Here is a 12,413-nt window from a genome sequence, read left to right as displayed (position 1 = left end):
GCCTCGATGGGGATGGTGGCGTGATTAGTCGCCGATAGGCTGGCGGCCGGTCGGCGGATTGAGAGTCAGCAAAGATGACCTGATCCGGCGAAGTTTTTCAAGTGTTCGGTCCGGCGTGCGCCGGGCAACCGCGGTGGCAATGATATCGATGGTTGCCAGAAAAACATGCCGGGTGGCCGTTGGCTTATAAATATCAGGGTTTTCAGGCATATCAATGCCAATCACAAGGTCGCTTTCGGCGGCAAGCGGACTTTGCGGGTGGGTCATTGAGATGACCTTCGCGCCATATTGGCGGGCAATGGCGGCACTGTGGATCAGTTCGGTCGGGCGGCCGCTGGTGGAGATGGCAAAAAGCACATCTTCCTCGCCAAAGGTCGAGGCCAGCATGCGCTGAAGGTAACCATCACTTTGTGCCTGTGCGGGAATGCCAAGTCGGAAAAACCGGTTGGCGGCATCAAAGGCAACCGTCGTGGAGCCGCCGCCGACCCCCATAAAGGCGATCTGACGTGCGTTGGCCAGAATATCGGCGGCCTTGTCGATTTCAGTACTTGAAAGCTGTTCGCGCAGCAGACGCAGGTTATCGACAATCACGCCCAGCACGTGATTGGAAAGCACGTCGGCGGCAGTTGTATCGTCGGCCAGGTCTTCGGGGGCGAGATATTGCATGCTGACCGCAAGGTTCTGCGCCAGCCGTATTTTAAAATCGCGAAATCCGTCACAGCCAAGGGTCCGGCAAAACCGGATCACGGTCGGTTCGCTGACGCCAACCTTTTGCGCAAGATCGGATAGCGCGATCGTGGTGACATCTTGCAGGTGATCCTGAACGTAGTCGGCAACCCGCTGTTCACGTGCGGGAAAGGTTCCGGCCTTTCGACGCAGGAGGCTGATGATATCGACAGTAGGTTGCATGCGAGCGTTCCGATCATTCTCGAATATGAGGTGTTGTTGTCGACACCCCGCTGATAAATATCACTTTTTGGTTTGCAGGCGATAGCTTGGATCTTGATGCCGAGATTGCCCATCCTGTCGGGGATAACCGTAAAGCGGGCAGGGCGTTCATTGCCGAATTGCTTGATCGCTATTGTTGTCTTCCGGTGGTTTTGGGTGGTTGGCCCAAATAGTATAGGTAAAAATGTAGTTTAACTACCTATAATGTCACTGGTTGCAGATCGTTCGTGGTGATATTTGCAATTATGACTCAAAAATATGTAGACAAGCTACAAAAATGTCATCACGATGTAGAAAAATTACATAAAACATTCATCAGCGGAGAGATTAAGTAAGATGGCGTTGCGCCGTGTTGAAGCCACAGCCGCATTGATCAGCCGGTCGTTGAACTGGGTGGTCGAACGAGTAATTGCAGTCCTGATGCTGGCCCTTGTGCTGGATGTCTGGCTTGGCGTGATTGATCGTTACATTTTTCACTGGCAATTACCCTGGCCCGAAGAACTTGCACGCTACCTGATGATCTGGGCGGCTCTTTTGGCGGTATCGGCCGGGATTGCGCGGCGCGAACATATCGGCATCGGGATGTTTATCCTTAGCACGCCAAAGCCGGTTCAGCGCACGATTCTGTTCTGTGTCGATCTGATTGCGCTGTGTGCGTTTCTGTATCTGGCGATTTACGGCTTTGACTTTGCCGCCGGTGGCATGCGCCGTCAGGCAATGATTTTCGGTATGACGCTGATGCTGCCATATGCGGCGGTGCCGGTTGCATCCCTTCTTGCTGCCATCCAGCTATTGCTGGTCGCGCTGCGCGATCAGGGGCGCTTTGTTCCCATTGATCTGGCGGAGGGCGCAGAATGATCGTCGGTATTACATTTGTCGTTCTGATGGTTCTGGGCATGCCGATTGGCTTTGCCCTTGGCGTTGCCGGTGTGATCGGCCTTTATGACATGGGCGGGGGCATGTTCCTTGTTCAGGGGCCAAGCAAAGTCTTTAACGGTCTGAACGTATTCCCATTTCTTGCCATGCCGTTCTTTATTCTGGCGGGCGAAATCATGAACCACATCGGCATCACCAGCCGCCTTGTCCTGTTTGCGCAGGCGCTGGTCGGGCATTTCCGTGGCGGGTTGGCGCATACCAACATGTTGGCATCGGTTTTCTTTGCCGGGTTGACCGGGGCGGCGACCGCTGATGCGGCGGCCTTTGGCAAGACACTTGTGCCAGCCATGGTCGAACGGGGTTACCGCCGTGATTATGCCTGCGCGGTGACGGCTGCCGGATCGATCATCGGCCCGACCATTCCGCCGTCAGGATTGATGGTTGTTTACGGGTCGTTGATGGGGGTTTCCATCGGCGGTTTGTTTGCCGCCGGTATCCTGCCGGGGCTGATGATCTGTCTGATCTGCATGACGGTGATTGCGGTAACCGCGCGGTCCAAGAACCTGCCGAAGAACGAACGTCGGGCAAATCTTTTGGAAATCTGGAAGATTTTCAAGTCATCGATCACGGCGTTGATCATGCCCCTGATCATTCTGGGCGGCATTCTGGGCGGGATTGTCACCCCGACGGAGGCGGCATCGGTCGCCGTCGCCTATGCCCTGTTTATCGGTATCTTTATTTACCGTGCGCTGACATTTGCCGATTTCTTCAAGATGCTGATCCGCACCGCGCGCGTTACGGGGGTGATTTTCATCATCATTGCCTTTGCGTCGATCCTTGGCTGGTGGCTGAGCTTCAATCGCATTCCGCAGGAAGTCGCAAGCCTTGTGCTGAGCCTGTCATCCGATCCCTATATGGTCATTTTCATGATTGTCGCCCTGTTGCTGATGATCGGGATGGTCATGGATATCAATGCGATTCTGATCATTTTGGCCCCGGTTCTGGTGCCATTGACGGTTCAGATCGGCATGGACCCGATCCATGCCGGGATCATCTTTGTCCTTGCGCTTAACATTTCCCTGATGACGCCGCCCGTGGGGGCCTGCCTTTTCGTGTTGTCGTCTGTCACGGGTGAAAAGCTTGAAAAAATTGCTGCACAGCTTTGGCCGTTCCTATTGGCGGAACTGGGTGTGCTGTTCCTGTTTGCCTTCTGGTCCGATCTTGCACTCGCGATCCCGCGATTGCTTGGCTTCCGGTAACCAGTGGCAATGAAACGCCCCAGTCACGTCCGGATCGGGGCTCCAAAACCAAGACCGCGGACAGAAATAAAAGGCCTTAATCAAGGAGAGGTAGAATGAATACGATGAAGCGTTTCGGGGCATTTGCCCTTGCGACGGCCATGCTGGCCAGCACCACGTCATTGGCTTATGCGGAACCCAAGGTTCTGAAATTTGCCCATGACAACAAGGAAGACCCGTTTGAAAACCCGGCGCATGCCTGCACCGCTGTTTTTGCCAACATTGTCGAAGCCGACACCAATGGTGAGATCAAGGTAGAGGTTTATCCGTCCAACCAGCTTGGTTCGGCGGCCGAACATGTGCAGATGGTTCGCGATGGTCTGATCCAGGCGACCCTGACCTCGACCGGGGCGATTGCATCCTACTATCCGCGTATCGACGTTCTGAACCTTGCATTCGCATTTGACAGCAACGCATCGACCTATGACGTGTTTGATGGTCCGTTTGGTCAGAAACTGGCGGCGGATATCGAAAACACCCTTGGCGATGTCAAGGTTCTTGGTTTCCCGGATACCGGTGGGTTCTTTGCCGTGACCAACTCCAAGCATCCGATTGCAACGCTGGACGATTTCAAGGGCATCCGTGTTCGCACCATGTCGCTGCCGTCGCATCAGAAAATCATGCAGGCACTGGGCGCAGAAGCCTATCCGATGGCGTGGGGCGAAGTTTATGCCGGTCTTCAGACGGGCGTGATCGATGGTCAGATGAACCCGGTCCCGACCGTGACCTTTGCCAAATTCAACGAAGTGCAGGGTTATCTTACCCTGACCAACCATCTGTTTTCGCCCTATACCTTCATGCTGTCGAAAGCATTCTGGGATGATCTGACTGCCGATCAGCAGAAGATTGTTCGTTATGCAGCACAGTCCTGCGTTGTTGCCAGCCGTGGTGTATCGCGCGTGATCGAAGCATCTGACCGTGGTCTTGCCGGTTTGACCGACAAAATGGAAATCACGGCACTGAGCTCGGAAGAGCGTCAGAAGCTTAAAGATGTGACCCAGCCGGTCGTGGTCAAACACGTTCAGGAATCTTTGGGCACGGAAGGCGTTGAACTTCTCGAACTGTTCCAGACGGAAGTCGATAAAGCCAACGCCCACCGCTACATGGAATAATCCATGCGCGTGCGGGTGGTGCTTCACCCGCACGCATTTTTCTTTTGCACATAAAATATGATGATTACAAAGAACAAAAAGGATGGGGTCATGAGGATTTTTTGCGCCTCTATTGCGACCGAAACCAATACATTCTCGCCGTTGCGTACCGATTTTTCCGATTTCAAGGAAAGCTTCTATGCACCGCCCGGACAGCATCCGGTAACCCCGACGCTGTGCAGTGCCGTCTTTACCGAGGCGCGCGTGCGGGCGGCAAAGGAAGGCTGGGACCTGATCGAGGGTACGGCCACCTGGGCCGAGCCGGGAGGATTGGTCAATCGGGAAACCTATGAACAATTGCGCGACGAGGTTCTGGGTCAGTTGCGTGCGGCGATGCCGGTTGATGCGGTTATTCTGGGCCTGCACGGGGCGATGGTGGCGCAAGGATATCTGGATTGTGAAGGTGATCTGATTTCGCGTGTTCGCGACATTGTCGGGCCCGACGTTATTATCGGCACCAGTTATGATCCGCACAGCCACCTGACCGAACAGCGCATTGCGAACGCCGATATTATCGTTGCGTTCAAGGAGTTCCCCCATACCGATTTTGTCGATGCCGGGCGTTCGGTGGTTGATTTGGTATTGCGCACGCTTCGTGGCGAGATCAAGCCGACCAAGGCGGTTTTTGACTGTCATATGATCGAAGTTCTACCGACGTCACGCGAACCGATGCGGTCCTTTATTGACCGGGCCAAGGCGATGGAGGGGGCGGGTGATGTCCTTTCGGTATCGTTTATTCACGGATTTATGGCCGGTGATGTGCCTGATCTTGGTGCCAAGGTGATTGTGACCACCGATAATGATCCGGCCAAGGCAAACGAGATTGCCCAAAAACTGGGTCAGGAGCTTTTCGGGTTCCGTGGTACGACACGGCCAAGTTTTGTAACAGCGGATGTCGCGCTTGATCAGGCATTGGCAAGCGACGCACGACCGATTGTTCTGACCGATGTCTGGGATAATCCGGGTGGCGGTGTTCCGGGTGACAGCACGATTTTGCTGCGGGCCGTAATGGCGCGCGGGCTTCGTGATTTTGCGGTTGGCACCATCTGGGACCCGATGGCGGTTCGGATTTGCATATCGGCCGGCGAGTGCGCGACATTGCCGTTACGCTTCGGCGGGAAAACCGGTGCACATGCCGGGGCACCGATTGATGCCGAAGTGCGGGTGAAAAAAATCCGGCGCGACTCATGGCAGTATTTCGGTGACAGCATCGTACCGCTGGGTGATTGCGCGGTGATCGAGCTTCCGGGTGGGGGAGAGGTGATCCTGAATTCGAACAGATCGCAAAGTTTCGATCCCAGCCTGTTTTCGAATATGGGCATTGATCCGACGGCGAAAAAATATCTGTTTATCAAATCGACCAATCACTTCTACGATGCGTTCGCCAAGATCGCGGGCGAGATCATTTATGTCGATGTCCACGGACCTTATCCGTCCGATCCCAAAACCAACGGATATCGCCATGTGACACGCCCGCTTTGGCCGATTGTCGATGATCCGTTTGCGGCCATCGCAAGCTGATTTCTGCCACCACCTGATTTGATAAGGACGCTGCCCCGATGACCGGAATGCCCCAATATCCCGAACTTGATACGCCGTGCGCGGTTGTTGATCTTGATATCGTTGACCGAAATATCGAAAGCTATCAGGCTTATTGCGACAAGCACGGGATCGGGCTGCGTCCGCATATCAAAACCCATAAAATCCCTGCCTTCGCCGCCCAGCAGATGAAGGCAGGTGCGATTGGCATCACCTGCCAGAAAATCGGCGAGGCCGAGGTGATGGCAGATGCGGGGCTGGATGATATTCTTCTGACCTATAACGTTTTGGGCGAACGCAAGCTTGCACGTCTGCGGGCATTGTTTAACCGCGTAAAAAGCCTGCGCGTGGTGGCCGATAATGCGGTTGTGGTTGAAGGATTGTCCAAGACCTTTGCCGACAGTGCCAAGCCGCTTGAAATCCTGATCGAATGCGATACCGGCGGCGGGCGCTGCGGGGTGCAAAACCCGGCAGAAGCCGTTGAACTGGCAAAGAAAATCAAATCATTGCCGGGGATCAGTTTTGCCGGGATAATGACCTATCCGGCGACCGGCGGTGGTGCCAAGGTTGAGGCATTTTTTACCACGGCCATGAAGGAACTGGATGCGATTGATATTGAATGCCCGGTGCGCAGTTCCGGCGGGACACCCGATATGTGGCTGGCCCACGAAGTACCGTCCGTGACCGAACATCGCATCGGAACTTACATCTATAATGACCGGTCCCTTATGGCGCGCGGCGTTTGCAAGGAAGATGATTGCGCGCTTCGGGTGTTGAGTGAGATCGTATCCTTGCCAACCCCGGGCCGGGCGATCATTGATGCCGGGTCAAAGGTTCTGACATCCGATTTGCTGGGCCTTGAAGGATATGGCTATGTCGTCGGGTACCCCGATGTCGCGGTCAAATCGCTTTCGGAAGAACATGGCATTCTGCATTTTGATCCGGCGACACAGCCGTTCGAGATTGGCCAGCGGATTGAAATCATCCCGAACCATGTCTGCGTCGTCAGCAACATGCTTGATCAGGTGCATCTGGTGCGCGATGGCGATATCGAAACAGTTGATGTTGCCGCGCGTGGTTGCGTGCTTTAAGGCCGGTTTTTATGCCGGATCATGGTTGGGCAGATAGCCGGTGAAACCGGTAATCTGCCATTTTCCATCAGACTGTTTTTCACAGTAATAATGGGTTTTCCAAAGCAGACGGTCGGTTGATCCGTCTGCTTTTTTTATGGTGCCGTTGAAATGTTTGCGCACCAGTGCACGGTTGCCGGTGATATCGATTTTCGAAAGGTCTGTGGCCCGGAAAACCGCGTCAAACAGGTCTTCGGCATAGTCGATTTTCTGTGCTGCAACCGCCTGACGCAGCCATTCATCACGATAGGCGGCCAGATCGGGAAACATCATTTTCCAGTCATCAGGATCGTCGGATATACAGGCATCAATCGCGTAAAAGCCGTTTGCCTTGAAGTCATCTTGAACCATGGACCAGTCGGCCGCGACGAAGGCTGCGATGTCGCGTGGCACCAGCATTTCCCAAATCTGGTTGCGATCCGTGTCATCGGCGGGGAACGGGCTTTGGGTTTTGCGGTTGCTCATGGTCTATCCAACTGATTTTAAAATTGATTTTCGATATTCTGCCATTGCCTTTCAGGTCTTGCAATCACGACCGCATTTGTATCGCATTGCGTGAAGAACCTTAGCGTAGCATTTGCAAAAACCTGAAAAATAAAGAAAGATTGCCCGACAGGTTTGATATGGCAGCAATGATTCCGGTCGGGCAACGCAAACGAGGTTCAGATGAGTTGGGGTGGTTTTACCCTTGCCGAACTTGAATGGCAGTATAATCCGCGCGAAACCGTGCCGGAATATATGACCTGTTTTGACCGCTTTGTTCGGTTGTCCGACGACACACGGGCAAGTGTCCACCACATGACCGATATCCGCTATGGGGACGGGTCAAAGGAAACCATGGATGTTTACCCGGCGGCCGAGCCGGACGCACCGGTGCATGTGTTTTTTCATGGCGGTTATTGGCGAAGCCAGGACAAAAAGGACTATGCGTTTGTTGCCCGCGACCTGAATGCCGCGGGCTTTACTGTCATTTGTGCGAATTATGATCTTTGCCCGGATGTGACGGTGGCGGAAATCACCCGGCAGGCGATCCGTTGCATGACCTTCATTTGCCAGAATATCGGCGAATTTAACGGGGACCGGGATCGTATCAGCATTTCCGGTCATTCGGCAGGCGGGCAGATTGTCGCGCGCCTCGCGGTCCATCATTGGGAAGATACCCTTAATGATGCCTATCCGTTTTGTGCGGTTGTTCCGGTTTCCGGGGTTTTTGATCTGGAACCGATCCGGTTCACCAGTATCAACAACGATGTGCGGCTTAATGCCGCGACGGCGGCTGATAATTCACCGATGCTTGATGCCGTCCCACACGACATCAAAATGATGGTCGTGGTCGGCAGTAACGAAAGCCCGGAATTTGTCCGCCAAAGCGATGCTTATGCCGCCTATTGCAGTCGGGAAGGGCTGCATGTTCCGGTTTATAAGGCATGGGGGGCGAACCATTTCACGGTGCTTGAAGAACTTTATCTTGGCACCGGTTCACTGTTTGGCCATTTTAAACGTTTTTTGCAGCGTTAATTTCACCCTTTTGGGGAAGATTTTTCACCGGAAACAAAGTGAAAAACAGTGTGCGATCCTGTGACGCATGTCCTTTGACGTGGTATAAGATATCCACGCTACCATGCTGAAATCGAAAATAAATTTACAGGAAGGCCCATGCGTTTCATCTCTGCCGAAGAAATCGATAAATTCGTCTCACCCCGTGATCTGGTTGAGGCGCTGCGCAAAGGATTTGCCGAAGGTTGCGAAGCTCCGTTGCGAAGCCATTTCAACATGGAACGCAGCAATGAGGATGACGCGACGTTTCTGATCATGCCTGCCTGGCAAAAGGATGGCGCGGCCGGGGTGAAGGTTGCCGCCGTGGTGCCGGGCAATTCGGCGCGTAACCTGCCGGCTGTTTCGGGGACTTATATCCTGCTTGATGCGGTCACCGGGCAACCATCCGCCGTGATTGACGGCACCAAACTGACCACACGCCGGACGGCGGCGGCATCGGCATTGGCGTCGGATTACCTTGCACGCAAGGACGCCCGCGAAATGGTCATGGTCGGTTCCGGGGCGATGGCACCCAATCTGATTAATGCGCATGCCTCGGTGCGTCCGATCAAAAAGGTCACGATCTGGAACCGCAATGGCGACAAGGCCCGCGCATTAGCAGCCGAAACCGCCACCCTTGGGTTTGAGGCGGTGGGCACGGATGATTTGGAAACGGCCTGCAGGAGTGCCGATCTGATTTCATGCGCGACACTTTCGACCGAGCCGCTGGTGCGCGGTGAATGGCTTCGTGAGGGGACGCATGTTGATCTGGTCGGGGCATTCAAGCCGACCATGCGCGAAACCGATGATGCCCTGATGCAGAAATGCCGGATTTATGTTGATAGTTTTGAAGGGGCCGGGGCCGAAGGCGGTGATGTGGTGCAGCCGTTAAATGCCGGATCGATTGCCAAATCGGATATTCTCGGCGATCTGTTTGGTCTGACGCTTGGTGAGGTCAAGGGACGCCAAACCGATGCAGAATGCACCGTTTTCAAATCCGTCGGTCATTCGCTGGAAGATTTTGTCGCAGCAGTCGCGGTTGTCGATGCAGTGGGAAAGGCCGGTAAATGATCCGTACCGACCTTTTTGCCCCGGAGATGCTGGAAAGCTATCGCGGGACGGTACCGCAGGACTGGATCGATTTTAACGGGCATGTGAATGTCGGGTATTACGTGGTTGGTTTTGATCTGGGATCTGTGGCGTTTCTGGACGGGGTCGGTATGGGGCGGACTTATCCCGAACGGCGCGGATTTTCGACCTTTGCGCTTGAAATGCACATTACCTATGACCGGGAAATTCACCTTAACCACCCGTTCGTGATCCATACGCAAATTCTTGATTGCGATCACAAACGCATTCACATGTATCACGAATTGCGCCACGGGACTGAAGGGTGGCTTTCGGCGACCAATGAAATCATCACGATGCATATCGATATGGAAACGCGTCGGTCGGCACCCTTTCCCGATGACATTCAAAAGACGCTTGATCTGATCTGTGAGGCGCATCGCGATTTGCCGGTGCCAACGGGTGTCGGTCGCAAGATCGGTATTCGCCGCAAGGAATAACGATTTTCAATGCTCCGAAATGAGCAAACCCGCATCATCAGATGCGGGTTTTTGCGTTCAGGCGACCTTTACAAACAGCTTGCAGATTTCACCACTATTATTGACGTCCTGATCCCGTTCATAGGTCAGGCCCAGTTTGGCGAGAAGTTTCAGCGATACGGTATTTTCCGGCAGCGTATAGCCAAATATCCGATCAAAGCCCAGCGTATCGTGACCATAGTCGATCAGGGCGGTACTGACTTCAAACGCATAGCCCATGCCATGATGGCTTTCGGTAATGGCATAGCCGATATCGGGCGCATCAAGGGTATCGCGTTTGACAAAGCCGCATAGACCGATTGCGGTATGCGTTGCTTTTTCGTCCACGATATAGAGCCCGAAACCGTGTTTCAGATAGCTGCTGAGAAGCCGTTCATCGATATAGTCACGAGCGGCATCAATATCCCGAATGTTGCGATCCCCGATAAACCGGATCCAGCCCGGTTCGTTCAGCAGTTGCAGGATAAAGGGAGCATCATCATGGGTGGCATGACGGACAAGCGTTCTTTTGGTTTCCAGTATTGTCATACTGTATTACCCTTGGTTTCGTGGTGGCGGATACGCATGCTAACGCAGAACGTGTGTAAACAAATAACGAATTCGCGAAACACCGGCAGCGGAGGTCCGATATGGCTGTAAGGCCGATTAAGCTTAGCTTTGAAGGTGCACTGGGGGCACAGCTTTCGGCACGGTTGGATTTGCCAACGGGGCCGGTTAGGGCCTATGCGCTGTTTGCGCATTGCTTTACATGCTCCAAGGACCTGACGGCGGCACGCAAGATCGCCCAGTCACTGACCATGCAGGGGATTGGGGTCTTGCGGTTTGACTTTACCGGGCTTGGCGGGTCGGGCGGTGATTTTGCATCAACCAATTTCACATCCAATCTGGATGACCTGAAACGTGCGGCTGATTTCCTTCGGCATGAATTTGCCGCCCCCCGTTTGCTGATCGGGCATTCGTTGGGCGGGGCGGCGGTTTTGGCCGTGGCCGATAGCGTGCCCGAAGCAACCGCGGTTGCAACGATTGGTGCGCCCGCCGATGTCGAGCATGTGACCCATAATTTCGCAAGTTACCTTGAAGATATCGAACGCGACGGGCAGGCCGAAGTTTCGTTAAGCGGGCGGCCCTTTGTGATCAAAAAGCATTTCATTGATGATCTGCGCGCCCACAATATCGAAAAATCGGTCGGCAAATTGCACAAGGCGTTGCTGGTTCTGCATGCGCCGATGGATCAGACGGTGGGCATCGAAAATGCGGCGCGGATTTTTGATGCAGCCAAGCATCCGAAAAGCTTTGTGTCGCTTGATAGTGCCGATCATTTGTTACGTGATCCAGATGATGCGACCTATGCCGCCGAGGTGATCAGCGCCTGGGCCAAGCGTTATATTACCGACGAAGACCCGGTAAATGACGAAGTGCCGGACGGTGCCGTCGTGGTGCGTGAAACCGGGCTTGGCAAGTTTCAGGCGATGGTTCTGGCCGGGCATCACAGAATGCTGGCCGATGAGCCCGAAGATGTTGGTGGGTTTGACAGCGGACCGTCACCTTATGATTTTCTGGCAGCCGCCCTTGGGTCATGTACTGTCATGACCATACGGATGTATGCCGATCAGAAACAGATACCGGTTGATGGCATTCGGGTTGAAGTCAGACATGATAAAATCCACGCAAGTGATTGTATGGAATGCGGGGCAGAGTTCGAACAAAAGGGCGGCAAGATCGACCGGTTCGAACGGATCATTACCCTGCATGGTGATTTTACCGAGGAAGTCCGGGGAAAGCTGATCGCGATTGCCAATAAATGCCCGGTGCATCGCACGCTGGAAGCCAAGTCGCTGATCGTGACACGGGACGAGCGGGATCGGTAGAATTCATATTCCCTTACAAATGGCCAAAATAAAAACGCCCGGCGAAATCAGCCGGGCGTTTTGTATTCGGGTCGGAAGTGACCGGACTACGGTTTTGCCGCAATCACGATGAATTCAACCAGATAGTCCGGGGTGGCAAGTTTGGCTTCGCCGCATGCACGTGCCGGGGTGTGACCCTGCGGGACCCATGCATCCCAGATTTCGTTCATTTTCGCGAAGTCGGCCATATCGGCAAGCCAGATGGTGGTCGACAGGATGTTTTCCTTTGACGCGCCGCATTCGGCCAGAAGCGCATCAACCTTGGCAAGGCATTCCTTGGTCTGGTTGGTGACGTCACTGCCCGGTTCGCCAACCTGACCGGCAAGATAGATGGTGTTACCATGGACAACGGCCTGGCTCATGCGGGGGCCGGTGTGAAAACGCTGAATACTCATCAAAGTCTCCTGATATCAAGATATGA

13 protein-coding genes are annotated in these 12,413 nt (G+C 54.1%); 9 read left to right on the top strand and 4 right to left on the bottom strand.

Annotated elements, in window-relative coordinates; translation table 11 throughout:
• Positions 1–24 precede the first annotated feature (24 nt).
• Positions 25–909: a MurR/RpiR family transcriptional regulator gene (locus TH468_RS09355; RefSeq protein WP_063091877.1), complete on the bottom strand. Its 885-nt coding sequence runs from the start codon at positions 907–909 to the stop codon at positions 25–27.
• A gap of 375 nt (positions 910–1,284) precedes the next feature.
• Between TH468_RS09355 and TH468_RS09350 the strand changes: the two genes are divergently transcribed.
• The 5 genes from TH468_RS09350 to TH468_RS09330 all read left to right on the top strand — a co-directional run bounded on the left by TH468_RS09350 (position 1,285) and on the right by TH468_RS09330 (position 6,903).
• Positions 1,285–1,806, top strand: a complete 522-nt coding sequence (locus TH468_RS09350) for a TRAP transporter small permease (RefSeq protein WP_085643493.1) — start codon at positions 1,285–1,287, stop codon at positions 1,804–1,806.
• Complete coding sequence (locus tag TH468_RS09345) at positions 1,803–3,083, top strand: TRAP transporter large permease (protein ID WP_085643491.1); 1,281 nt, start codon at positions 1,803–1,805, stop codon at positions 3,081–3,083. Before TH468_RS09350 ends, TH468_RS09345 begins: the two co-directional genes overlap by 4 nt.
• A gap of 95 nt (positions 3,084–3,178) precedes the next feature.
• Positions 3,179–4,234 carry a DctP family TRAP transporter solute-binding subunit gene (locus TH468_RS09340; RefSeq protein ID WP_139834674.1) on the top strand — a complete coding sequence of 352 codons (1,056 nt, stop codon included), beginning with the start codon at positions 3,179–3,181 and terminating at the stop codon, positions 4,232–4,234.
• A gap of 90 nt (positions 4,235–4,324) precedes the next feature.
• Positions 4,325–5,794 carry a M81 family metallopeptidase gene (locus TH468_RS09335; RefSeq protein ID WP_085643654.1) on the top strand — a complete coding sequence of 490 codons (1,470 nt, stop codon included), beginning with the start codon at positions 4,325–4,327 and terminating at the stop codon, positions 5,792–5,794.
• Positions 5,795–5,832: 38 nt separating this feature from the next.
• Positions 5,833–6,903 carry a D-TA family PLP-dependent enzyme gene (locus TH468_RS09330; protein WP_085643489.1) on the top strand — a complete coding sequence of 357 codons (1,071 nt, stop codon included), beginning with the start codon at positions 5,833–5,835 and terminating at the stop codon, positions 6,901–6,903.
• Between the two features lie 9 nt (positions 6,904–6,912).
• On the opposite strand, the gene TH468_RS09325 is transcribed toward TH468_RS09330, so the two are convergent.
• A complete protein-coding gene (locus tag TH468_RS09325; protein WP_085643487.1) occupies positions 6,913–7,407 on the bottom strand; it encodes a hypothetical protein in 495 nt (164 codons plus the stop codon).
• A gap of 201 nt (positions 7,408–7,608) precedes the next feature.
• On the opposite strand from TH468_RS09325, the gene TH468_RS09320 reads away from it, so the two are divergent.
• The 3 genes from TH468_RS09320 to TH468_RS09310 all read left to right on the top strand — a co-directional run bounded on the left by TH468_RS09320 (position 7,609) and on the right by TH468_RS09310 (position 10,046).
• Positions 7,609–8,460, top strand: coding sequence for an alpha/beta hydrolase (locus TH468_RS09320; protein ID WP_085643485.1), 852 nt, complete (start codon positions 7,609–7,611; stop codon positions 8,458–8,460).
• A 138-nt stretch (positions 8,461–8,598) separates the two neighbouring features.
• Positions 8,599–9,549 (top strand): ornithine cyclodeaminase family protein, encoded by a 951-nt coding sequence (locus TH468_RS09315; RefSeq protein WP_085643483.1) that lies wholly within the window; start codon positions 8,599–8,601, stop codon positions 9,547–9,549.
• Positions 9,546–10,046, top strand: a complete 501-nt coding sequence (locus TH468_RS09310) for a thioesterase family protein (protein WP_085643481.1) — start codon at positions 9,546–9,548, stop codon at positions 10,044–10,046. The genes TH468_RS09315 and TH468_RS09310 overlap by 4 nt, the downstream gene beginning before the upstream one ends.
• Positions 10,047–10,103: 57 nt before the next feature.
• Here TH468_RS09310 and TH468_RS09305 read toward each other — a convergent pair whose 3' ends face one another.
• Positions 10,104–10,613: a GNAT family N-acetyltransferase gene (locus TH468_RS09305; RefSeq protein ID WP_085643479.1), complete on the bottom strand. Its 510-nt coding sequence runs from the start codon at positions 10,611–10,613 to the stop codon at positions 10,104–10,106.
• A gap of 101 nt (positions 10,614–10,714) precedes the next feature.
• Here TH468_RS09305 and TH468_RS09300 point away from each other — a divergent pair, with 101 nt between their 5' ends.
• Positions 10,715–11,953, top strand: coding sequence for a bifunctional alpha/beta hydrolase/OsmC family protein (locus tag TH468_RS09300; RefSeq protein ID WP_085643477.1), 1,239 nt, complete (start codon positions 10,715–10,717; stop codon positions 11,951–11,953).
• 86 nt (positions 11,954–12,039) lie between these two features.
• Here the strand turns inward: TH468_RS09300 and TH468_RS09295 are convergent, their stop codons facing one another.
• Positions 12,040–12,387, bottom strand: a complete 348-nt coding sequence (locus TH468_RS09295; RefSeq protein WP_085643475.1) for a RidA family protein — start codon at positions 12,385–12,387, stop codon at positions 12,040–12,042.
• Positions 12,388–12,413: the final 26 nt, after the last annotated feature.

This window comes from Thalassospira sp. MCCC 1A03138 (genome assembly GCF_002115785.1).
GTDB lineage: Bacteria > Pseudomonadota > Alphaproteobacteria > Rhodospirillales > Thalassospiraceae > Thalassospira.
This window is presented reverse-complemented; position numbering and strand designations above follow the sequence as displayed.

Coding starts and splice junctions, on each gene's coding strand:
- TH468_RS09325 (WP_085643487.1), bottom strand. CDS start 7,407: ATGAGCAACCGCAAAACCCAAAGCCCGTTCCCCGCCGATGACACGGAT.
- TH468_RS09300 (WP_085643477.1), top strand. CDS start 10,715: ATGGCTGTAAGGCCGATTAAGCTTAGCTTTGAAGGTGCACTGGGGGCA.
- TH468_RS09350 (WP_085643493.1), top strand. CDS start 1,285: ATGGCGTTGCGCCGTGTTGAAGCCACAGCCGCATTGATCAGCCGGTCG.
- TH468_RS09345 (WP_085643491.1), top strand. CDS start 1,803: ATGATCGTCGGTATTACATTTGTCGTTCTGATGGTTCTGGGCATGCCG.
- TH468_RS09310 (WP_085643481.1), top strand. CDS start 9,546: ATGATCCGTACCGACCTTTTTGCCCCGGAGATGCTGGAAAGCTATCGC.
- TH468_RS09305 (WP_085643479.1), bottom strand. CDS start 10,613: ATGACAATACTGGAAACCAAAAGAACGCTTGTCCGTCATGCCACCCAT.
- TH468_RS09335 (WP_085643654.1), top strand. CDS start 4,325: ATGAGGATTTTTTGCGCCTCTATTGCGACCGAAACCAATACATTCTCG.
- TH468_RS09330 (WP_085643489.1), top strand. CDS start 5,833: ATGACCGGAATGCCCCAATATCCCGAACTTGATACGCCGTGCGCGGTT.
- TH468_RS09320 (WP_085643485.1), top strand. CDS start 7,609: ATGAGTTGGGGTGGTTTTACCCTTGCCGAACTTGAATGGCAGTATAAT.
- TH468_RS09340 (WP_139834674.1), top strand. CDS start 3,179: ATGAATACGATGAAGCGTTTCGGGGCATTTGCCCTTGCGACGGCCATG.
- TH468_RS09315 (WP_085643483.1), top strand. CDS start 8,599: ATGCGTTTCATCTCTGCCGAAGAAATCGATAAATTCGTCTCACCCCGT.
- TH468_RS09355 (WP_063091877.1), bottom strand. CDS start 909: ATGCAACCTACTGTCGATATCATCAGCCTCCTGCGTCGAAAGGCCGGA.
- TH468_RS09295 (WP_085643475.1), bottom strand. CDS start 12,387: ATGAGTATTCAGCGTTTTCACACCGGCCCCCGCATGAGCCAGGCCGTT.